Origin of the sequence: Actinoplanes sp. NPDC026670 (genome assembly GCF_040638175.1) — a bacterium.
GTDB lineage: Bacteria > Actinomycetota > Actinomycetes > Mycobacteriales > Micromonosporaceae > Actinoplanes.
In genome coordinates this window covers 42,723-64,605 of record NZ_JBEZXU010000048.1, presented here as the reverse complement: position 1 = coordinate 64,605, position 21,883 = coordinate 42,723, and the positions used below count along the sequence as shown (strand labels likewise).

Annotated in this window: 14 protein-coding genes and 1 pseudogene; 6 read left to right on the top strand and 9 right to left on the bottom strand. The window is 71.2% G+C overall.

What is annotated here, in order from left to right; translation table 11 throughout:
• Positions 1-57 precede the first annotated feature (57 nt).
• From AB0E94_RS36000 to AB0E94_RS35990, 3 genes are all read right to left on the bottom strand, one after another.
• Positions 58-492: a hypothetical protein gene (locus tag AB0E94_RS36000; RefSeq protein ID WP_360335778.1), complete on the bottom strand. Its 435-nt coding sequence runs from the start codon at positions 490-492 to the stop codon at positions 58-60.
• 253 nt (positions 493-745) lie between these two features.
• The gene (locus tag AB0E94_RS35995; RefSeq protein ID WP_360335776.1) at positions 746-3,514 is read right to left on the bottom strand and encodes a DUF6493 family protein; all 2,769 of its coding nucleotides are present in this window, start codon (positions 3,512-3,514) and stop codon (positions 746-748) included.
• 127 nt (positions 3,515-3,641) lie between these two features.
• Entirely contained in the window at positions 3,642-5,192 is a 1,551-nt protein-coding gene (locus AB0E94_RS35990) for a methyl-accepting chemotaxis protein (RefSeq protein ID WP_360335774.1), read from the bottom strand.
• A gap of 76 nt (positions 5,193-5,268) precedes the next feature.
• On the opposite strand from AB0E94_RS35990, the gene AB0E94_RS35985 reads away from it, so the two are divergent.
• Complete coding sequence (locus AB0E94_RS35985; protein ID WP_360335772.1) at positions 5,269-6,288, top strand: SGNH/GDSL hydrolase family protein; 1,020 nt, start codon at positions 5,269-5,271, stop codon at positions 6,286-6,288.
• Here the strand turns inward: AB0E94_RS35985 and AB0E94_RS35980 are convergent.
• Positions 6,285-6,947 (bottom strand): response regulator transcription factor, encoded by a 663-nt coding sequence (locus AB0E94_RS35980; protein ID WP_360335770.1) that lies wholly within the window; start codon positions 6,945-6,947, stop codon positions 6,285-6,287. The genes AB0E94_RS35985 and AB0E94_RS35980 overlap by 4 nt on opposite strands.
• Positions 6,944-8,104, bottom strand: a complete 1,161-nt coding sequence (locus AB0E94_RS35975; RefSeq protein ID WP_360335768.1) for a histidine kinase — start codon at positions 8,102-8,104, stop codon at positions 6,944-6,946. Before AB0E94_RS35975 ends, AB0E94_RS35980 begins: the two co-directional genes overlap by 4 nt.
• Before the next feature lie 166 nt (positions 8,105-8,270).
• Here AB0E94_RS35975 and AB0E94_RS35970 point away from each other — a divergent pair, with 166 nt between their 5' ends.
• Positions 8,271-10,457, top strand: a complete 2,187-nt coding sequence (locus AB0E94_RS35970; protein ID WP_360335766.1) for an MMPL family transporter — start codon at positions 8,271-8,273, stop codon at positions 10,455-10,457.
• Here the strand turns inward: AB0E94_RS35970 and AB0E94_RS35965 are convergent.
• The gene (locus tag AB0E94_RS35965) at positions 10,422-11,453 is read right to left on the bottom strand and encodes a helix-turn-helix domain-containing protein (RefSeq protein WP_360335764.1); all 1,032 of its coding nucleotides are present in this window, start codon (positions 11,451-11,453) and stop codon (positions 10,422-10,424) included. The two genes, AB0E94_RS35970 and AB0E94_RS35965, sit on opposite strands and share 36 nt — an antisense overlap.
• Positions 11,454-11,546: 93 nt before the next feature.
• Between AB0E94_RS35965 and AB0E94_RS35960 the strand changes: the two genes are divergently transcribed.
• On the top strand, positions 11,547-14,231 hold the full coding sequence (locus AB0E94_RS35960; protein ID WP_360335762.1) for an AAA family ATPase: 2,685 nt from the start codon (positions 11,547-11,549) through the stop codon (positions 14,229-14,231).
• Here AB0E94_RS35960 and AB0E94_RS35955 read toward each other — a convergent pair.
• The gene (locus AB0E94_RS35955; RefSeq protein WP_360335760.1) at positions 14,228-15,022 is read right to left on the bottom strand and encodes an alpha/beta fold hydrolase; all 795 of its coding nucleotides are present in this window, start codon (positions 15,020-15,022) and stop codon (positions 14,228-14,230) included. The genes AB0E94_RS35960 and AB0E94_RS35955 overlap by 4 nt on opposite strands.
• Positions 15,023-15,243: 221 nt before the next feature.
• Between AB0E94_RS35955 and AB0E94_RS35950 the strand changes: the two genes are divergently transcribed.
• Positions 15,244-16,395 carry an endonuclease gene (locus AB0E94_RS35950; protein WP_360335758.1) on the top strand — a complete coding sequence of 384 codons (1,152 nt, stop codon included), beginning with the start codon at positions 15,244-15,246 and terminating at the stop codon, positions 16,393-16,395.
• Between the two features lie 609 nt (positions 16,396-17,004).
• Here the strand turns inward: AB0E94_RS35950 and AB0E94_RS35945 are convergent.
• Positions 17,005-17,979 (bottom strand): helix-turn-helix domain-containing protein, encoded by a 975-nt coding sequence (locus tag AB0E94_RS35945; RefSeq protein ID WP_360335756.1) that lies wholly within the window; start codon positions 17,977-17,979, stop codon positions 17,005-17,007.
• A gap of 530 nt (positions 17,980-18,509) precedes the next feature.
• On the opposite strand from AB0E94_RS35945, the pseudogene AB0E94_RS35940 reads away from it, so the two are divergent.
• Positions 18,510-18,809, top strand: a pseudogene (locus AB0E94_RS35940) (hypothetical protein); the annotation flags it as partial.
• Positions 18,810-19,085: 276 nt separating this feature from the next.
• Here the strand turns inward: AB0E94_RS35940 and AB0E94_RS35935 are convergent.
• Positions 19,086-19,850, bottom strand: a complete 765-nt coding sequence (locus tag AB0E94_RS35935; protein WP_360335754.1) for a PP2C family serine/threonine-protein phosphatase — start codon at positions 19,848-19,850, stop codon at positions 19,086-19,088.
• A gap of 46 nt (positions 19,851-19,896) precedes the next feature.
• Here AB0E94_RS35935 and AB0E94_RS35930 point away from each other — a divergent pair, with 46 nt between their 5' ends.
• Positions 19,897-21,867, top strand: coding sequence for a serine/threonine-protein kinase (locus AB0E94_RS35930; RefSeq protein ID WP_360335752.1), 1,971 nt, complete (start codon positions 19,897-19,899; stop codon positions 21,865-21,867).
• Positions 21,868-21,883: the final 16 nt, after the last annotated feature.

Genomic DNA, 21,883 nt, shown 5'->3' with positions numbered 1-21,883 from the left:
CACCAAAGACCAAGGACGCCGCCCACTCTCGTCGGTCGGCGTCCTTGTTCGTCTGGGTCAGTCGGTTACCACCTTGGGGCGGCCGGCGGCGGTGGCGTCTCGGCTGACCAGGGCGAACTGGTGGGCGAACAGGAAAGCCGGATCCAAGGTCAGCGCCGCCACCGGGTCGTTGCCGAGCGGCGGGACCTCGGTCGTCAGTTCGTAGCGGAATTCCTGGCGCCCGGTGGCGGGCTGCGGAGGTTCGGCGCAGATGACCTGGCCGGGACGGGCGGAGTCCCACGTGCCCGAAGCCAGCAGAGTCTCGGTGATGCTCAACCTGTCGGGACCCAGGCGGCGCCACTCGAACACGACCAGATCCTGCCCACCGGCCACGCCCGCCCAAAGGCCCCACCCGGTACCGTCGGGCAGCAGAACCAGTTCGGTCGTCTCCATCGACCCGTAGGCGAACGGCCCGTGATCCCAGTGGCCGACGACCTCATCCCAGTCAGTCATGGTGGCAGTATGCGGGTCCGCTCTGAACTTTCGACCCCCGCGCGACATCCGCATCCCACGTTCCAGGCTCCACACCCACCCATCACCGCCTGGCGTACCGGACCCAGTCCACAACGCCCGCCTGCAACGCGATGGACCATGCTCGCGAGCCGGTGGCCCCCGACCATCCACACGCGATCCCATGCCGGACCGCACCGGCAAGCCGGACACGCCATCCAGCCCAGCATCGGCGCGCCCCATGGGCCCGGGCGGGTCAGGGAACCGGGTGGTTGTTGGTCAAGGTTCGGTGCAGGCGGGCGGCCTCTGTTGTCAGACGGTTTCGGGTGGGGCGGGTGGCTACCGCGGTCAGTTCGGGGATCTCGTCGTGGGCGTTGGCTGCGGCGGCAGCGGATTCGGCGACCAGGAGCAGGTCGGGGGTGCCGATCGGCGGCTTGGGGTCGGACAGAATGGTTGGCAGGAACTCACGGAAGGTGGCCCACACCTCGGCTGCCGCGCCCGCCTGGAGGACCTGGCTGAACGTCTCCGTCACCCGTTTCAGGACCAGGACGTTCGCCTTGTGCAGGGCGGCCAGTTCGCGGCCGACCAGGGTGCCGTCGAGGATCCGCCGGGTGGCCAGGTCCACGAAGGCGTCGCTCGTGGCCAGGCGGCCCTCGGCGCGGCCGGCGCTCGAACCGTAAGCCAGGCACAGGGCCATCGCCGGGCCGAACGGGCCGTCACAAGCGGCCAGAGCCGGCAGGGCGGTGATGTCGCTGGCCGCGCCCTTGCCGTCGGAAGCCTTGATCAGGCGGGGCTGCATGTGTGCGGCGGCGATCTCCCGGTGGCTGGGGAACACCATCGGCCACCCCACCATCCGGTCCCAGTGGTATTCGTGCGCCCGGTCGGCGGCGAACTCGGCCGGCTGGGACAGCAGGTAGGGCTGGACCGTCAGGTTCGTCTTCAGGGACTCGAACGCGACCACCCGGCGACGGGTCTGGCCGGCGCAGTTGCAGTACTGCCGGCGCCGGTGTGGACAGGGCCGGCCGGGGTCGAGGGTGGTCACGGCCGGGTCGGGCAGGCCGCCGGACTCCAGGAACTCGGCGAAGAGCCGGCCAGCGGGTGAGGTGAGCCGCGCGGCCGCGGTCTGGATCTCCGGGGCGATCTCGCGGGGCAGTCGCAGCATGGCCTGGGCCAGGTCGTACGGGCCCGGGTCCCAACCCTCGCCGAGCAGTCGCAGCACCCGGGCCGGATCGACGTGACCGCCGACGGTGTCGGGTGTGGACAGCAGGGCCGGTGGTGGGGTGGCGGCCATCTGCCCGGCGAGCTCTTCCATCCGGCGGACCGTCATCCAGAACGGCGGGCCGGCTCGCCGCTCCCACGCCGCCGGGGACCACTTGACCGCCTCACCTGTGACGACGGCCCGCAGCATGTTGCTGAACGCCGATTGCCACTGTGGGACGACCGGTTCCAGCGCCCGGGCCACGGCCGGCCGGTCGTCGGCCACGAACCGGACCAGTCCGTCGAGGATCAACTCGAATCGGACCGGGTCGTCGGACTCGTGCAGGAAATGCTTCGCCTCCGCGACCAGCTCCGGAATCGACGGGATCGCAGCCGGCATCGGTGCGGCCACCACCAACGGCACATTGGCATTACCGGACGGATCCCCGAAACCGGCGGAGGCGAAGGAAGACGCAGGAAGGGTGCCGGAGTCCGGGTGGACAGCCGAGGCGGGGGAAGGAGCAGGGAGGGTGCCGGAGTCTGGGTGGACAGCCGAGGCGGGGGGAGAACCAGGGAGGGCAGCGGAGACAGGGGAGGAGGGGAAGGCGGCCACGGCGGGGGAGGGAGAGGCGGCGGGAGCCGGCGACGCCGAGGAGATCAAGGTGATGGCCTGGCGGTGGACGTCGCCCTGGAGGGTTGCCGACGACGAGATGAGCAGTTCCAGGCCGGACGGGCCGAAGGCGGACAGGTGCTTGCCGACCAGTTTCAGGGCCCGCTCGGCCAGGTCGGCGGCCGGATTGGCGAGCCCGCTCAGCAGGGCCTCGAACAGCAGCGGGTCGGGCTTGCGGGTCAATGCTGCGCCGAGCCAGTCGAGCTGGGCCCGGACCAGCTTCTTCTCCTTGCGGGGCAGCACCACCCACGCCGCCTCGGCGACCGTGTCCGCCTCCAGGAGGCCGGCGTCGTCGGCCAGGCGCAGGCCCCGCAGGGCCAGGTCGGCGACCGTGGAATCCGGGCCGGCGAGCATGCCGACGTATTCGCCGCGCCGGGCCGCGAACTCCTCGGCGGTCGGGGCGAGCAGACGGTGCAGGACGACCATGCGGCGCAGCGGGGCGGTCCGGTCGCCGGTGTGCAGGCGCAGCACACAACCGTCGAGCAGGGCCGGCCGGTCGAGGACACCGTCGCCGGCCAGCCTGGTCAGGGCCTTCGTCCACTCTTCGTCGAGCTCCTGGCCGAGCAGCGGGATGGTGAACACGTGCGGGAGCATCGAGTCCAGGTGGGCGTCGGCGCGGAGCAGGTCGGCGAGATCCTGCCGATAGCGGTCGGCGCCGACCCGGCGCATCCAGCCGCGCAGGGTGGCCTCGGTGGCCGGCGGAGGGAGCTCGGCTTCGGCGAGGAGGCGCTCGATCAGCGGCCACTGCCGGTCGGCCTGGGCCGGGCGTAGTTTGTCGGCCAGGGCGCGGGCGATCGCCGCTGTCGACGGGCGCCCGGGCAGCCGCAGCACCTGGACGACGGCGTCGAGGGTCTCCGGCAGCGGGGGGTGCCAGAACCGGTCGGACCGCAGCCAGGTGACGACGTCGGCGGCGCGGGGCAGACAGGCCACGCCGAGCACCCGCAACGCGCCCTCCCGCCGCTGGGCGAACTCGGTGTGCCGGGCGTAGTCACCGTAGGCGAGCGACTGCAACTCGGGGTCGTTCCAGTGCAGCTGGATGCCTTTGGCCTGGGCGGCCAGGGCACGCCGGGACGCCTCGTCGAGCCCCACGAGAGCGGCGACGACACGGCCGCCGTCACCGGCCCGGATCCATGATTCCAACTGCACGAAGCTCACCATGGCCGACAACTTAACGGCCCCCTACGACAAATCCAGACGAGGGAAAGGCCCGAAGACTGCCACGGAAGGGAGCGGGGGAGGGCAGCGAAGAGACGGAGGCCGAGCCGAAACCAGGAGAAAGCGCTGATCAGGTGCGGTAGATGGCGACGGTGGCCTGGAGCTCGGTGGCCGTCCGGGCGAGCGAAGCCGCAGTCTGCCGCGTCTCCGTGGCGCCCGCAGTGACCTGATGCGCAGCCTGCGCCGCCCCCGCGATGGTCCCGGCGATGGCCGACGACCCTTCCGCGGCCTGCCCCACACTGCGGGCGATCTCCGCGGTGGTGGCCGTCTGCTCCTCGACCGCCGCCGCGATGGTCGTGGCGTAGTCGTTGATCGTCGCGATGACCCCCGAGATCCGCTGGATGGCCTCGACCGCTCCATCGGTCTCCGACTGGATCGACGCGACCTGCTGGGTGATCTCCTGGGTGGCCCGTGCCGTCTCCTGGGCGAGATCCTTGACCTCGGCCGCGACCACGGCGAACCCTTTGCCCATCTCGCCGGCCCGGGCGGCTTCGATGGTGGCGTTGAGGGCGAGCAGGTTGGTCTGTTCCGCGATCGAGGTGATCAACCCGACGACGGTGCTGATCTGCGCCGACGCCGCCCCGAGCCGGGCCACGCTGGAGGTGGTCTCGGCGGCGGTACGAGCGGCGTCCGCGGCGACTCCGGCGGCCTCGTTGGCGCTCCCGGCGATCTCCCGGATGGAGACGCCCATCTCGTCGGCGCCGGCGGCGACCGCCCGTACCCCTTCGGAGACCCGCCCGGCCGAGTCGGAGACCGTGGTGACCTGCTCGGAGGTGCGTTCGGCGGAGTGCGACAGGTCGGTCGAGACGGTGGACAGCCCCTCGGCGGCGGAGGCGAGCACGTCGGCGCTGCCGCGGACCCGTCCGACCAGCACGTCCATCGCCTCGGCGGTGTGGTTGAGGGCCAGCGCCATCCGCCCGACCTCGTCGCGGCTGCCGACCTGGGCGCGGGCGGTCAGGTCGCCGTCGCGGATCCGGTCGAGGGCGGTGACGCAGCGGGACAGCGGTTTGACGATCATCCGGGTGACGGTCATGGCGAGCATGATGCCGATGACCGCGCTGACCGCGAGCATCATCAGCACCCACCACCTGGTCGACTGGTAGCGCTTCTCGGCACTGGCCTCCTGTTCGGCGGTGGCCCGTACGGTCAGGTCGGTGAGTGCCGAGAGCCGTTCCCGGACCGTGTTCATCAGTGGGGTGAGCCCGTCCCCGCCGGAGTCGAGCGCTTGCTGGTAGGCGTCCCAGGCGCTCCGGAACTCGGCGAGGGCGCTCACCGCGTCGGCCCGGAGCGGGAACGCCGCGTACTCCCCGGCGTGTTGTTCGATCTGTTTCTCGGCGGTGTCGAGCGCGTCGGCGGCGTCGGCCCGGGTGGCGCTGTCGGTGGCGAGCCGGCCGTCGCTGACCGCCAGCCAGGACCGGTTGACCGCGCTGCGCAGGTCACCGATGGTCTCGAGCTCGAGACTGTGCTGGTAGCCGGTCTTGACCTGCTGGTTGACCATGCTGAGGCTGCCTGTCGCGAAGAGCCCGTCGACGACGCTTGCGGCCGCGACGACGAGCACCGCGCCCATGATCTTCGTCCCGACGCGGCGATCGGTCAGCAATCGCGAGATTCGTCCGGTCACCGGTTCACGGTCCCATCCACGGGCAGGCGGTTGCGCCGGTCTACTCAAATAATAGGGAAAACGTATCGGGGGACACGTGACGAATCGACGCACCTTCATGCGGGCGAGTGGGCTGCTCGCCACCGGGGTGGCGGTGACCGCCGCGACGTCCGGGCACGCCCGGGCGGCCTCGCCGTCCGCTGCTCTGCCGCTGCTGACCTGGCATTCCGCCCTGGCGAACAGGCGGTACGCCCCGGCTGTGATCGCGGTCCTGGGCTCGTCCAGCAGTGAGGGTGTGGGCGCCTCCGGACCCGGCCGGGGGTTTGTCCCGGTGCTGGCCGAGAACCTGCGGGCGGCGTTCCCGGTGGCCGGGGCGCCGGGTGGGGACAACTACGTGGCGGCCTGGGGCACCCCGCGCTGGTGGCCGGTGACCGGCGGCGGGACCAGGGTGAACACGGCCGGTTGGGGATTGAAGGCGGTCGACCTGGCCGGCCCGGAGGAGAGCCTGACCTTCACGTTCACCGGCACGAGTGTGCAGGTGTGGCACGACGGCACGCCCGAGATAGTGGTGGACGGCGGCACCGTCGTGGTCCGCGGGCCGGGCCGGATCCACGGGTTCGCCACCTTCGACGGCGACGAGCAGAAGGGCATCCAGGTCTTCAACGGCGGCCACGGCGGCCGGACCAGCGGCGATTTCGCCTCCCGGCCGGCCGCCTGGGCGCCGCGGCTGCGGTCGATGCAACCCCATCTGGTGATCCTTCAGCTGGGCATCAACGACTGGCGGATCGGGGTGAGCGCGGCCGAGATGAAACGCAACCTCATGTCGATCATCGCGACGGTCCGGGCGAACACCACCACCGATCCGTCGTTCGTCATCTACGGCACTCCCCGGGTCGGCGCCGACCGGCGGATCCAGGATTACAGCCGCTTCACCGAGGCGTGGCAGGAGATCGCGGCCGAGGACCCGGGCGGCGTCGCCTACTTCGATCTCGCGGCCCGCCAGCCGTCGCCGTCGTCGGACAACCGGCACGGCCTCTACTGCGACGATCTGGTGCACATGACCGATCGGGGCGCGGCCTTCACCGCCGACGCCCTGGCGGCGTTTCTCAAACCTTAAGGGCGGACCAACCCGTTCTGGTACGCGATGACGACCAGCTGGGCTCGATCACGGGCGTTGAGTTTGACCATCGTACGGTTGACGTGGGTCTTGACCGTGAGTGGTGACAGGAAGAGCCGCTGTGCGATGTCCTCGTTGGACAGCCCTTGCGCCACCAGCACCAGGATCTCCGTCTCCCGTTCGGTGACCAGGTCGAGCGCCGCCAGCCTCGGTGTGGCAGGCGCCCGGTTCTGTTCGAGGAACCGCCCGACCAGCCCGCGGGTGGCTTTCGGGGACAGCAGCGCCTCGCCGGCGGCGACCACCCGGATGGCGTGGGCGAGTTCGGCCGGCGCCACGTTCTTGCCGAGGAACCCACTGGCCCCGGCCTGGAGCGCGAGCACCACGTTGTCGTCGTTGTCGAACGTGGTGAGCACGAGGACACGTACCCCGGCCAGGCGTTCGTCGTCGCAGATCCGCCGCGTCGCCTCGATGCCGTCCATGTGCGGCATCCGCAGGTCCATCAGGACGACGTCGATCCGGGCGGTGTGGCACAGGTCGACCGCCTCGCGGCCGTCGGCGGCCTCGCCGGCGACCTCGAGGTCGGATTCGGCGCCGACGATCATCTTGAACCCGGCCCGGATGAGCGCCTGATCATCGGCGAGCAGCACCCTGATCGTCACGTGAGACTCCCCTGTAGGCACGGCAGGACGGCGTGGACCCGGAAACCCCCGCCGGGGATCGGTCCGGCGGTGACCTCGCCGTGCGCGGCGGCGGCCCGTTCCCGCATGCCGATCAGGCCGAACCCGGACCCGGCCCGGCGCGGGCGTGGCCACACCATCCGGTTGGTCACCTGGATCTCCAGCTCCCCGGCACGATAGGTGAGGTCGAGCAGCGCGCTGCCGTCGCCGTACCGGTGGGCGTTGGTCAGCGCCTCCTGCACGATCCGGTACGCGGCCAGGTCGACCATCGCCGGCAGCGGCCGCGGATCGCCGTGTTCCTGACGGCGGACCCGGAAGCCCATCGTGTCCAGCCCGTCGAGCAGGTCGCCGAGCCGGTCCAGGCCGGGCGCCGGTTCGGTCGGGTCGGTCTCGTTGGGGTCGCGCAGCACGCTGATCACCGATTTGATCTCTTCGAGGACGGTGTCGGCGGCGCCACGGATGTGTTCCAGGACCGGCCACACCTCGTCCGGCCGGTCGCGCAGCGCGTGCCCGGCGGCGCCGGCGTGCACGCTGATCACCGCGATGTGGTGCGCCACCACGTCGTGCAGCTCCCGCGCGATGCGCAGACGTTCATCGATCACCCGCCGTCGTGCCTCCTGTTCGCGGGTCTGTTCCGCTTGGCGGGCCCGTTCGGTGACCTCGGTGATGTACGCCCGTCGCATGCGCGCCGAATCTCCCGCGCCGGCCCCGCCGAAGATCCACGCGAACAACCCGAACTGGTCCGGCCCCCACCAGTCCCCGAAGTTCATCACCGACCCGGTGATCACGACGGCGCCCCACACCAGTGCCGCGTGCCGCCACGGCCGGCGGCGCGGACTGAGCAGCGCGGCCGAGAACGTCAGCACCCCGAGCGTGATGAACCAGCCGGCCGCGCTGGTGCCGGTGATCAGAGTGAGCACCGCGACTCCGGTGGCCGCCCACAGGACCCGCTCCGGCCATCGGCGACGGGCCAGCACCGCGACCACGGCGAGGGCCGCCAGGACGACGTCCACCGGGTTCACCTTCGGCTCCATCTTGAGGATGAGAACCACCTGCGCGGCGGCGAGCAGCACGTCCCCGATCCAGGCCCGGTGCCGGTGCTGTTCCAGCCACGGCGGCAGCCACACCTCTTCTCGCATGGTCACGACGGTAGGTGCCCGGGCGGCGAGTCTCGTCCTGTTCCCGCGGTATCGGGGCCGGTGCGGGATACCACGTTCGCAGTACGCCGGTGTCTGCCCTGGCAGGACGACTCCACCACCGATTTTCGGGACCGTGATGGGGTCCCCGACGACATGGAGGAGTCACGTGGCGACCCTGTTGTACCGGCTGGGCCGGTTCTCGTTCCGGCGGCGCCGGTTCACCCTGGCAGCGTGGGTGCTGGTGCTGGCCCTTTTCGGTCTCGGCGCCTCGACCCTGTCGAAGCCGACCACCGGAGCGTTCGAGATCCCCGGCACCGAGTCGTCGCAGGCGATGGCGGTGCTGGCGGAGAAGTTCGGCGCCGGCGGCTCGGACGTGGCCACCGCCAAGGTGGTGTTCACCGCCGCGGACAGGATGACCGCGAAGAGCCTGGCCGGGGCGGTCACCGAGCTGAAGCAGGTCCCGCAGGTCGCCTCGGTCGCCGACCCGGTGTTCTCGGCCGACCAGCGCACCGCCTACGCGACGGTCACCTACACGGTCGCGCCGGCCGACGTCACCACCGCCTCGCGGGACGCGCTGCTCGCGGTCCGCGCCGGCGACGGGGTGGGCGTGGAGTTCTCCGGCGAGGTCACCCGGAACGCCGAGGAGAGCCACGCGGCCGAGGCGATCGGCATCGGGGTGGCCGCCCTGGTTCTGATGATCACCTTCGGGTCGCTCGTGGCCGCCGGGTTGCCGCTGCTCACCGCCCTGGTCGGAGTGGGCCTGGGGATGCTCGGCATCCAGATCGCCACCGGCTTCTTCGACCTGTCGTCGTCGACCGCCGCGCTGGCCACCATGCTCGGCCTGGCCGTCGGCATCGACTACGCGCTGTTCGTGATCTCCCGCTTCCGGCACGAGATCACCCGGACCGACGACCCGGAGGAGGCCGCCGGACGTGCGGTCGGCACCGCCGGATCCGCTGTCGTCTTCGCCGGCCTCACCGTGATCATCGCGCTGGCCGCCCTGTCGGTCACCGGCATCCCGTTCCTGACCGCGATGGGCCTGGCCGCCGCCGCGACCGTCGCCGTCGCCGTCCTGGTCACCCTCAGCCTGGTCCCGGCCGTCATCGGATTCGCCGGCCACCGGATCCTGCCCCGCCGGGCCCGCGGAGCCGCCGCCGCGACCGGAGCCGCCGCGACCGAAGCCGGAGCCGGGGCCGCCGCATCCGGAACCGGAGGCAGCGGCGGCCGGCCGGTTCTTCCCCGCCGGGGCAGGCGGGCGGCGGGCACTCCGTTCGGTGAGCGGTGGGCCCGGGGCGTGCTCAAGAACCGGGCGCTGGCCGTGGTGCTGCCGCTCGGCCTGATCGCCGCGGTCGCGCTGCCCGCCCTCGACCTGCGCCTGGCCCTGCCCGACGACAGCACCGCCGCCGTCGACACCACCCAGCGCAAGGCCTACGACCAGCTCGCCGCCGGTTTCGGCGCCGGGTCCAACGGGCCGCTGATCATCGTGGTCGACGCCGGGGCTGCGGCCGCCGCGCAGAAGGCGATCATCGGGCTGCACGACGTCGTCATGGTCACCCCGCCGGTCACCGACCCCTCCGGCGAGACCGCGATGCTCACCGTCATCCCGGCCAGCGCGCCCACCAGTGAGGCCACCCAGCAGCTCGTGCACGACATCCGGGACCTGGGCATCGCCTCCCTGGCGGTCACCGGCGCGACCGCGGTCAACATCGACGTCTCCGACAAACTCACCGGCGCGCTGGTCCCGTACCTGGCCATCGTCGTTGGTCTTGCGTTCCTGCTCTTGATGTTGGTGTTCCGCAGCGTGCTGGTGCCGATCAAGGCGACGCTGGGTTTCCTGCTGAGTGTGGCGGCGTCGTTCGGCGCGCTGGTCGCGGTGTTCCAGAACGGTCATCTGGCCGAACTGCTCGGCGTGCAGACGACCGGGCCGATCGTGAGCGTGATGCCGATCTTCCTGATCGGGATCCTGTTCGGCCTCGCCATGGACTACGAGGTCTTCCTGGTCACCCGCACCCGGGAGGAGTTCGTGCACGGCGCCGCCCCGAACGACGCGATCATCACCGGCATGCGGCACGGCGCCCGGGTGGTCACCGCGGCCGCCCTGATCATGATGAGCGTGTTCGCCGGATTCATCCTGGCCGACGACACGATCATCAAGAGCCTCGGCTTCGCGCTGGCCTTCGGCGTGGCGGTCGACGCCTTCCTGGTCCGGATGACGATCGTGCCGGCCGTGCTCAGCCTGCTCGGACGCTCGGCCTGGTGGCTGCCGCGCTGGCTGGACCGGCTGCTGCCGAACGTGGACGTCGAGGGCGAATCGCTGTCACGCAAGCGGGAGCTGGTGGCCGTCGGCGACTGAGCCGCCGGTGATCGAGCGGGCGTAGAGATGCGCCAGCTCGGCGACGAAACCCAGCTCGACCAGGGTCTCCATGCCGGGTGCGGCGAGCAGGTGGACCGCGCGGCGTGCGTCGGGGGACAACCCGGCGTACGCCGACGCGTATCGCCGCCAGACCGACAGGTCCCCGACGCTGAGCAGCGCCAGCCGCCGATCACTTTCGGCCAGCCGGCCGGCCAGATCGGCCATCGACCAGGCCGGCCGGACCGCCAGCCGGTTCGCCGCGGCCCGCAGTGCCAGCGGCAGATGCCCGCAGTGCCCGGCGACCGCCCGGACATGCCCGGAGTCCGGATGGCCGGTGATCGCGGTGAGCAGCCGCACCGACTCCGCCACCGTGAACGGCAGCAGCCGGATCGCGGTCCCGAGCCCGGGCAGCGGCCGCCGGCTGGTGATCACCACCGCCTGTCCGGCTGCCGTCGGCAGGCCCGCCGGATCCGCCACATCGTCGAGGATCAGCAGGTCACAGCGGTCGCCGACGCGGGCGATCCGGTCGGCGACCTCGTCCGGGGCAGCCGGTTCCGGGGTGCTGCCCCGGCAGTCCACGAAACACGCGCGGCCGGCGATCCGGGTCGCGGCGTGCACCACGAGCGCGGTCTTCCCGACCCCCGGCGGTCCGTGCACCACGGTGCGCGAACCGGGCCGCCCGGCCTCGGCGAGCAGCGCCAGCTCGGCCCGGCGTCCGGTGAAGTCGGGCAGGTCACGGGGGAGGGCACAGACCCCGGACGGCGCGTCGCGGGCCGGGCGGGCGGCCTCGGCCAGCGCCGATCGCCGGTCCGGGTCCAGGCCCAGGGCATCGGCGAGGGCCTCGAGAGTACGGCGTTGCGGCACCGCGCTGACCCCGCGTTCCATGTCGCTGATCGCCCGCACGCTGACCCCCGACTTCACGGCCAGCTCGTGCTGGGTCATCCGGGCCCGTCGGCGGTGGTCACGGAGCAGTGCGGCGAACAGCTGGCTGGTCATGGCGTCCAGCCTCGGCGACGGTCACCGCGACCGGCTTGAGTCGAACGACTGCGCGTCGCGAATGCGGTAACAGTCGAATGGCAGGATGCACGGGTGCATGCGGGGGCGGGACTGTTCGGGCGCGACGGCGAGGTGGCGCTGCTCGGCCGGTTGCTGGACCAGACCGCCGCCGAACGCGGCAGCGCCCTGGTCGTCCGGGGTGAGCCGGGGATCGGGAAGACGGCACTACTGAACTGGCTGGCCCGTACCGCTGAAAAGCGTGGCATGCGGGTCCTGACCGCGGCGGGTGTGGAAAGCGAATCGCGGTTGCCCTATGCCGCGCTGCACCAGCTGCTGTATCCGCTGTCGGCGGCGATCGGCGGCCTGCCGCCGGCGCACCGGGCCGCGCTGCGGGCCGCGTTCGGTCTCGAGGAGGGCCACCCCGACCTGTACGCGGTGGCGCTGGCCGCCCTCGACGTGATCGTCGACGCCGCCGTCGAACGGCCGATCGTGCTGGTCATCGACGACCTGCACTGGCTCGACAAGGCGAGCGCCGACGTGATGGCGTTCGTCGGGCGGCGGGTCGGCGCCGACGCCGTCCTCGCCGTCGGCGGCACCCGGACCGTCGCCCTCGACGACCCGCAACGCCGCGCCGACCTGCCCGATCTGGAGCTGGGCCGGCTCGCCGCCGCCGACGCGGCCGCCCTGCTCGACACACACGCGCCACAGCTGTCGCCGCCGGTCCGGGAACGGTTCCTGGCCGAGGCCGCCGGCAACCCGCTCGCCCTGGTCGAGTTGCCGCGCAGCGCCCCGCCGATCGCCACGGCCGGTCCGCTTCCGCTCAACAGCCGGCTGGAGGCGGCGTTCGCGGCACGCGCCGGCAATCTGGGCGTACGCGAGAGTGCGCTGCTGTTGACCCTGGCCGCGGACGCGGCGCTGGACGTCCGGCGGCTGCTCGCCGTCGCGTCGGAGGTGGCCGGCGAGCCGGTGACGCTCGGTGACGCCCAGCGGGCCATCGACGCCGCCCTGATCGAGGTGGCCGGGTCGTCGGTGCGGTTCCGGCATCCGCTGATGAGGTCGGCCGTCTACCAGCGGGCGCCGCTGACCGCCCGGCTCGACGTGCACCGGCGGCTGGCCGGCCAGCTCGCCGACTTCCCCGGCCGGCGGCTCTGGCACCTCGCGTCAGCCGCTCTCGGACCCGACCCGGACCTGGCCGCCGAGCTGGAACGGCATGCCGAACAGGCCCGGCAGCGCGGCGCCACCATGTCGGCCGTCGCCGCCCTGCACCGGGCCGGCGAGCTGACCGACCAGCCGGCCGCCGCGACCGCGCTGGTGCTGCGCGCGGCCGAACTCGCCAGTGAGGTCGGCGCCCGCCACGAGGTCGAACGGCTACTCACCGAGAGTGACCTGTCGGCCCTCGGCCCGATCGAGGAGGCCCGCCTCGCGAACGTGCTCGAAGTGGTCCGGTTCGGGCAGTACCGCGACCCGGCGGCCCGGGTCCGCGAGCTGATCGACAAGGCTGTCGCCGCTCGGGACGCCGGCAGCCGGCAGGCCTGCCTCCAGCTGCTGTGGCGGGCCGCGTCCCGCTGCTTCTTCCAGGCCACCGGCCCGGAGACGGCCGGCGCGCGGGCCCGGATCGCGGAGCTCGCCAGTGCCGAGGGCGATGATCCGCTCGCCCTGGCGCTGATCGCCTACACCCTCCCGGAGGAGCGCGGCGCCGAGATCCTCGAGCGGCTGCAACGCCTCGCGGCCACCGGCGGCGGACCGGACACGCTGCGTTTCCTGGGCAGCGCGGCACTCGTGCTCGGCGACTTCGACCGTAGTTCGGCGTGGCTGGACGCGGCCATCGCGGACGCCCGCGCCCAGGGCCGGATGGCCGTCATCGTCCGGCTGCTGACCAGCGCGAACTGGGGACGGCTGTGGCTCGGCGACTGGGACCAGGCGATCGCCGAGCTCACCGAGTCGGGGGTGCTCGCACGGGACACCGGCGAGGCGTTCTACGCGGTCGCCGCCCGCACCAGCATCGGCGCGATCACCGCGATGCGCGGCGACCTCGACACCGCCGAACGGCTCCTCGACGCGGTCGCCACCAGCCCGCTCGCCGCGGGCATGAGCTACATCCACTCCGCGCGGGTCCAGGCACGCGGTCTGGTCCATCTCTTCCGCGGGGAGAATCAGCAGGCGTACGCCGTACTGGCGCGCGCTTTCGACCCGGCGTCGCCCACCTACCACCGGTACATGCGGTGGTGGCTGGTGCCGGAGTTGCTCGACGCCGCTCTGGCCGCACAACGGGGCGCGGATGCCCGTACCCTCATCGCGGGTTTGTCTGATCTTTTCCCCGCGCCGATCGTGGCGGTCGCCGCCGAGTATGCCGCCGTCGTCCTCGACGACGCGCCGCTGGGGCCGGCCGTCTCCCGGTGGCCGCTCTACCGGGCGCGGTTGCAGTTGCACCGCGGCCGGGTGGAACGCCGCCGCCACCGCATCGCCCAAGCCCGTGACCTGCTGCGATCGGCGCGGGACACGTTTGACACGCTGGGCGCCGTGCCGTGGGCCGAGATGGCGCGGGCCGAGTTGCGGGCCACCGGCGAGAGCAGCAGCCGGCGGGTGTCGTCGGCCCGCGAGCAACTGTCCCCGCAGGAGCTCCAGATCGCCACGCTAGCGGCCGAGGGGCTGACCAACCGGCAGATCGCCGAGCGGCTGTTCCTGTCCCATCGCACGGTCGGCTCACACCTGTACCGCATCTACCCGAAACTCGGGGTGACCCGGCGAGCCCAGCTCGCCGGGGCCCTCCAAACCTAGGCCGCGTGGCGCAGGGCCCACTCCAGGGCGTAGTCGGCGACCGCCTCCCAGCCCGGCTCACCACAGGTCCAGTGTGAACGCTCCGGGAACTCGTGGAACTCGGTGACCGTGCCCGGCGCCTTGTAGTGGTTGGCGTTCGACCTGTTCACCGACGGCGGCATGATGTGGTCCTTCCCGCCCGCGATGAACAGCAGCGGCGCCCGGTCCGCGTTGTGGAAGTCCACCCAGGTCTCCTGCTTACCGGGCTTGAAGTTGGCGATCAGCCCGTAACTCCACACCCAGCTGCCCGGGGCCGGGATCGCGTACCGCTCGTACGCCTCCTTCGCGGCGTCCTCCGGCAGCGTGTTGGTGAACGCATAGTGGAACTGCTCCTGAGTGAAGCCGGCCGCCTGGTGCCGCTTCGCCGGGTTGTTCAGGATCGGGAACAGCGACTTCAACTGCGACGGTGGCGTCACCCGGATGCCCTCCGGCGGCGCCGAGTCGATCACCACACCGGCCGCGCCGTGCCCGCGGTCCAGCAGCAGCTGGGTCAGCGTGCCACCGAACGAGTGCCCGATCAGGATCGGCTTCTCCGGCAGTGCCGTGATCACCTTCTCCAGGTGGGCGACCGTCTCCGGGACGGTCAGCTCGGCGATCACCGCCGGGTCGGCCCGCAGAGCCTCGACCTCCACCTCGAAACCGGGGTAGGCCGGCGCGATCACCGTGTGGCCTTTGGCCTGGTAGTAGGGGATCCACTCCTCCCAGCTGCGCGGGGTGACCCAGAGTCCGTGAATGAGGACGATCGTGCTCATGTGCGTGTGCTCCCTTGTCGCGTTCTCCTCATCGAAACAGCGTTCCTTTGCCTGAGCCAGGCAGAACATCCGGCAGAACTTCACAGGATTCTGCGTATGACCGAAGTGGTATGAGACCGCCCGAAGCCCGTTCGCTCACACTGAAGCCTGTCTATACAGCCCGGCGAACGGAGCCCCCCATGCCCGGTCCCGCACCTCGACATCGGCGCATCGTCGCGCTGATGATTCCCGCCCTCACCGGCATTCTCGTCGCGACCATCACGGTCTTCGGGTTCCCCCAGCCCGCAGCCGCCGCCACTTTGACCGTCGCCCAGGCGATCAGCAGCCAGACCGGGGCCAGCGCCACGGTCAGCGGCTACATCGTCGGCGAACCCACCGCCACCGACACGGTCCGGTTCAGCAGCTTCACCGGGGACACCGCACTGGCCATCGCCGACAGCGCGTCGACGACCAGCACCGGCAGCATGCTGTACGTCCAGATCACCAGCTCGTACCGGGCGTCGTTCGGGCTGCTCACCAACCCGACGCTGATCGGCAAGAAGCTCACCGTCACCGGGACGCTCACCGCGTACTTCGCGCACGCCGGTCTCAAGTCGCCGACGTCGATGAGCCTCGGCAGCACCTCCACCACCAGCCCGACCGCCACCAGCACGGCAACCGCCTCGCCGACGGCGTCCAGCACCACCGACACCTACTACGCGTCGGCGCTCGGCAAGACCGGCACCAGCCTCAAGTCGGCGCTGCACACCATCACGTCGAGCGGTGTCACCAAGCTGTCGTACGACGGAGTCTGGGACGCCCTCAAGGTCACCGACCAGGACCCGTCCAACTCGTCGAACGTCAAACTGTTCTACTCCGGGATCAGCCGCTCCAAGACCCTCAACGGCGGCAGCTCCGGCAACTGGAACCGGGAACACGTCTGGCCGCAGTCCCACGGCGACTTCGGCACCAGCGCCGGACCCGGCACCGACCTGCACCACCTGCGGCCCGAGGACGTCACCATCAACGCGCTGCGTGGCAACCTCGACTTCGACAACGGCGGCAGCGCGGTCTCCGGCGCATCCGGCAACTACTCGGACTCCGACTCGTGGGAGCCCCGCGCCGCGGTCAAGGGCGACGTCGCCCGGATGCTGTTCTACATGGCGGTCCGCTACTCCGGCGACGACGGTTTCGCCGACCTCGAGGTCAACAACGTCACCGGTAACGGCAGCGTTCCGTACACCGGCAAGCTCTCGACCTTGATCGCCTGGCACAACGCCGACCCGCCGGACAGCGCGGAGAAGGCCCGCAACCAGCTCATCTACTCGTCCTACCAGCACAACCGGAACCCGTTCATCGACCACCCGGAGTGGGTCGCCTCGATCTTCGGCTGACCCGGCCCCCCAAGCGCGGCCACCGCCATCCCCGCGGCGGTGGCCGCGCCGTTTCCACTGGCCGCCCCTTTCCTCCCCGTTTCCGCTGGCCGCGCCCTTTTTCGCCGCGGTTTCCGGTGGCCACTCCCTTTCCGCCGTGTTTTTGGTGGCTGCGCCGTTTCTCGCGGCGTTTCCGCTGGCCGCGCCCTTCCCGCCGCGTTTCCGTTGGCCGTGTCCTTTTCCGCCGCGTTTCCGCTGGCCGCTCTCTTTCCGCCGTGCTTCTGGAGGCTGCGCCCCTTTTCTGCCGCGGTTTCCGGTGGTGGCGGTGCCCTCTCCGCCGCTGTTCCTTGCGGGAAGCGGCGGCCAGCCGAGACTTGCGGGAGGCGGTAGCTGACTGCTTGCGGTTTGCGGGAACGACGACGGGAGCACACGTTCGCCGATTGTGTGCGTTCATCCTCGCCGCCGCGTAGGTCAGGTCGCACGATCGGCGTTACGTGGACGCTCATCACCGCCATCGCGACGACCAACGCCCACGATCGCGCAATGTGTGCTCCCGCCGTCGCGACGACCAACGCCACGTTCCGCCGGACCGGACCAGGCCGACCAGCCTTCACCTGGGGTGGCGCAACCTCACAACATCGCCTGGCGGGGAGTGCGGCCGCGGAAGGTGGCCCGGTAGGTGTGCGGGCTGGCGCCGACGATCCGCTTGAAACGGTCACGGAACGCGGTCGGTGAGCCGAATCCGACCTGCCTGGCGATCGACTCGACAGGCTGATCGGTGGCTTCGAGCAGATGCTGCGCCCGCCGGACCCGGGCCCGGAGCAGCCATTGCAGCGGGGTGGTCCCGGTCTGTTCGCGGAAGCGCCGGTTCAGGGTCCGGATGCTCATCCCGGAACGCGCCGCCAGATCGTTCAGCGTGAGATCGACGCTGGTGTTGTCCTGCATCCACTGCAGCAGAGGTTCGAGGCCGGCCCCGCGCGGGGTCGGCGGAGCGGACGGAATGATGAACTGCGCCTGCCCACCCTCACGCTCCAGCGGCATCACCGACAGCCGCGCGGCGTCGGCGGCCACCGCCGAACCATGGTCCCGCCTGATCAGATGCAGACACAGGTCGAGCCCGGCGGCCGCCCCGGCGGATGTCAGGAACTGGCCGTTGTCGACATAGAGCACATCCGGGTCGACGTCGATCTCCGGGTGCCGGGCGGCGAGCTCGGCGGCGCCCAGCCAGTGGGTGGTGGCACGCAGCCCGTCGAGCAGCCCGGTGGCGGCGAGGACGAACGCTCCGGCACAGACGGAGGCGATCCGGGCACCGCCGGCGGCGGCTTTCCGCAGATGATCGACAACCTCCTGGGGTACGGCCACCCGCACATCCGCACACCCCGGCAGGATGATCGTGTCCGCGTCGAGCAGCACGTCGAGTCCCCAGGGCGCCCGCAGGGTGAACGCCCCGGCGTCGACCTCCGGAGCAGCGGCGCAGACCCGGACCTCGTAGGGCGTGCCGCCGTCACCGAGCCGAACCCGGCTGAACACCTCGATCGGCGTGGACAGGTCGAACGGGATCACACCGTCGAGGGCGAGCACGGCGACCAGGTGTGCCTTCTTCATGACCGGCACCCTACGTCGGTAGCTGGCCGGAATCCGTTGCAGGTGGGCAATCCTGCCAGTTCCAGCGGTTCAGAATCGGGCATAGCGTGCCCGACGTGACGAAGCTCCTGCTCTCCCTGCACGTCCTGGCCGCCATCATCGCGATCGGCCCGGTAACCGTGGCAGCCAGCATGTTCCCAGCGGTGGCCCGCCTCGCCGACCGCCCTCCCAACACCCGGACGGCACCCAACTCTGAAGCCCCTCCCACCGACGGGATGGCGTCGAACCGTGATGCCCCTCCCGTCGACGGGAGGGCGTCGAACTCCGAAGTGGCTCCCACCGACGGGATGGCGTCGAGCTCCGAAGCCGTTCCCGCCGCCCGGATGACACTCAGTCCTGAAGCCGCTACCGACGACCGGATGGCACCCAGTTCTGAAGCCGCTCCCGCCGCCCGTGCCGTTCTTGATGCCGGCTCCCGTGACGTGGCCGGGTCACACGGTGAGACCGGATCTCACGCCGAGTCCGTCACCCGGGACGGGGTCGCCGAGCGGTTGCGACTGCTGCACCGGATCTGTCGTGCCTACGCTGTGGTCGGGGTGGCTGTGCCGGTGTTCGGGCTGGCCACGGCGAGCAGTCTCGGTGTTCTCGGTGATGCCTGGCTGCTGACGTCGATCGCTCTCACGGTCGTCGCCGCGCTGATTCTGGGGTTGCTGATCATTCCCGGTCAACAGCGGGCGCTTGTTGATGGTCAGGCGGGTCGGCTCGGCATGTACACCGGGATCTTCAACCTGTTGTGGGCGACCGTCACGGTGTTGATGATCGTGCGGCCCGGCTCGACTGCGGGAGCATGACGGTGCGTCCGGCCGCATGGGTTGAGCTGGCTTCACTGTCAATACTGTTGATCAACCTGTACACCGTCCATATTGACGAGATCACGTCAATATGTGGACCTGTGCACGGGTGTGCGTACCTCATCGTCTTGATCTTGACCTTGAATCGGACGACCCTGCCGGTGCGCACGCGGCTACTCGGGTTGATCCCCGGAATCGGCGGGATGCTCGTGCTGCGGCAGATCAGTTGACCGGGCCGCCCGCGTTCCGGTGGACGACTTGACCTCGGCCGGTGGATCAGCTGACCTGGATGATCACGGCGGTGGCGTTGTCGTCGCCGCCTCCGTCCAGCGTCTCGGCCAGCAACTCCACCACGGTTGTCCGCTCGGTCAGGGCATCGGCCAGACGGCGGTCGTGTAGCTGGTCGGAGACTCCGTCCGTACACAATAGAAATCGGTCACCTGGACGCAGGCTGACGTTGAGCAGATCAGGCTCCGGCATGCCGGGATGGCCCGCGTAGCGGGTCAGGTGATGCCGATCGCGATAGGCCTCCCGCGAGTCCGGCGCATACCATCCGTTGAGAATCCCCAGCCAGGCCGCCGTGTGGTCGGACGTCAACAACTCGAACACGCCGTCGCGCAGCCGGTAGGCCCGCGAATCGCCGAGCTGCACCAGCCACGCCGAACCGTCGACGTCACCGGCAAAAGCGGTCAGCGTGCACCCCGTCAGCCCGGCGATGTCCCGGCCCGCCGCCCGGACCGCCCGCTGCACCTCGGCCACCGCGGACCGCAACACCGCCGGTCCGGTCCAGGCTGTCGGTGTTGCGCCGGCTGCCGAGAGAGTGCCGCCCGCCGTCTCCCGGACGAAGACCTCCACCGCCGTGCGCCCGGCCGCCGTGCTGCCCGGCCCGTCGCCCATCCCGTCCGCGACCACCGCGAGCGGCCGGCCCTCGTCCAGATGCAGCACGTCGAAGTTGGCCGGGTAGCGGTTACCGACGATGGTTGCCGCCGTTGCGCTGAGCAGTCGCTGCCCGAGAACCCAGTCCGATGCCGTGACCTCCATGACCGAAGGTTAGATCGCCGGCCGATGTGCGGTAGGTTGCCAACCCGTGGCAGATCCACTGCGACCCACCGATCCACGGTCGATAGGCCGTTATCGGACACTGCGCCGGCTCGGCGCGGGCGGGATGGGATCCGTGTACCTGGCCGAGGACCCGGCCGGGCGGCTCGTCGCGGTCAAGGTCATCCGCCCGGAGTACGCGCACGAGCCCGAATACCGCGCCCGGTTCCGCAGTGAGGTCAACCGGGCCCGCGAGGTGCCGCCGTTCTGCACGGCCGAGGTGATCGACGCCGACCCGGATCACGAGACGCCGTACCTGGTCGTCGAATATGTCGACGGTCCGAGCCTGGACGAGGTCGTCGGCGACCAGGGGCCGCTGACCGGAGGCAGCCTGCATGGGGTGGCCGTCGGCGTGGCTGCCGCGCTCGCCGCCATCCACGGCGCCGGTGTCGTGCACCGCGACCTGAAACCCCGCAACGTGCTGTTCGCGCTCGGCACTCCCAAGGTGATCGATTTCGGTATCGCCCGGCCGCTGGACCCGACGAGTTTCCACACCCGCGCCGACCAGGTGGTCGGAACGCTCGCCTACATGGCCCCGGAACGCCTCGACGCGGAGACCGACCGGCTGCCCACGCCCGCGGTCGACGTGTTCGCCTGGGGCGCGGTGGTCACGTTCGCCGGCACCGGCCGTACCCCGTTCGGTGGCGACAGCCCGGCCGTCACCGCCGCCCGTATCCTCACCCAGCCGCCCCGGGTCGGCGACCTGCCGCCCTACCTGGCCGAACTCGTCGCCGCCGCCCTGGAGAAGGAACCGGAGAACCGGCCCACCGCCCCGGAACTCCTCGACCGCCTGCTCGTCACCGGGGCGCCCAGCGCGCCGCCGCTCCCGGTCGAGTTGCAGCGTTCGGCCGAGGCCGCCCAGCAGTCCGGACGGTTCGACACCGGCCCCCGCAAGCGCCCGGCCCGCCGCCGGCTGGCGATGGTCGCGGCCGCCGCGGCGGTCGTCTCGGTGGCCGTGGCCGGCGGGATCCTGCTGCGCCCGACGTCCCCCGAACCGGAACCGCCCGCCGCGCCGCAGGTCGTCACCGGCCCGGCCGTGTTCGACGCGCTGCGCACCGACAGCCTCTTCACCGCGGAGAAGACCCAGGACGGGCGCTGCGCCTACGACGACGGGCTGCGGGTGACGGCGAACTCCGGCAACACCATGATGTGCGGCGAGTATCAGCGGATCGTCTTCCCGCCCAGCCAGAACGTCAGTGTGCGGGCCGTTCTCGGCGACCGGAGGTCCTGTGCCGTGATCGGCTTCCGGGCCGAGAGCGACGAGTTCTTCCCGGACGCCTACCAGGTCACCGTGTGCCCGGCCAGGGTGGGCCTGGCCGCGAGTCTCGACGGCGAGGCGTCACCGATCGCCGGTCTGGAGCGGGCCACCACCGCCGGGGCCGAACATCTCATCCAGGTCGTGGCAGGTGAACGGGAGGCCACCGTCAGCATCGACGGCGAGGTCGTCCTGACCGGGCCGCTCGACGAGACGTCGCTGGTCAGCGGGCGGGTGCTGCTCGGCGCCTCCGGTGGTTCGGTCACCTACACCGACGCGCAGCTGCGCTCCGGCGCCGACCCGGCGACACCGCGGGCACCCGAGTTCCTCACCGGCGACGCCGAACTGGTCGCCGCCATGCACATGGTCTACGACAAGGGCCGGGTCGCGATCGCCGAGCCGGCCGAATTCCCGACAGGCGCCGAGTACTGCCGGCGGCTCGCGCTGAACTCCGCCAAATGCGACAGCAAATACGTCCCGGTGGGCAGCGGCCTCCAGGCCAGCCTGCCGATCGCCGCTCGGCCGAAATATCTGGACTTCCGTCCCGACCAGCGGAAATGCACCGACCCGGCGACCCTGGCCGGGACCTGCCAGGTGAGTTTCAGCGACTTCTCCACCGTCTACGACGAGCCGTCGCCGTTCCCGGCCCTGGTCACCATCCGCGGCGGCAAGGTCACCGCGGTCGCCCGGATCAACCTGCACTGACCCGCACGGCCTCCGG

Excerpts from the sequence above, each read along its gene's own strand:
- AB0E94_RS35945 (WP_360335756.1), bottom strand. The coding sequence starts at position 17,979 with ATGAAGAAGGCACACCTGGTCGCCGTGCTCGCCCTCGACGGTGTGATC.
- AB0E94_RS35975 (WP_360335768.1), bottom strand. The coding sequence starts at position 8,104 with ATGCGAGAAGAGGTGTGGCTGCCGCCGTGGCTGGAACAGCACCGGCAC.
- AB0E94_RS35955 (WP_360335760.1), bottom strand. The coding sequence starts at position 15,022 with ATGAGCACGATCGTCCTCATTCACGGACTCTGGGTCACCCCGCGCAGC.
- AB0E94_RS35965 (WP_360335764.1), bottom strand. The coding sequence starts at position 11,453 with ATGACCAGCCAGCTGTTCGCCGCACTGCTCCGTGACCACCGCCGACGG.
- AB0E94_RS35935 (WP_360335754.1), bottom strand. The coding sequence starts at position 19,850 with ATGGAGGTCACGGCATCGGACTGGGTTCTCGGGCAGCGACTGCTCAGC.
- AB0E94_RS35995 (WP_360335776.1), bottom strand. The coding sequence starts at position 3,514 with ATGGTGAGCTTCGTGCAGTTGGAATCATGGATCCGGGCCGGTGACGGC.
- AB0E94_RS35950 (WP_360335758.1), top strand. The coding sequence starts at position 15,244 with ATGATTCCCGCCCTCACCGGCATTCTCGTCGCGACCATCACGGTCTTC.
- AB0E94_RS36000 (WP_360335778.1), bottom strand. The coding sequence starts at position 492 with ATGACTGACTGGGATGAGGTCGTCGGCCACTGGGATCACGGGCCGTTC.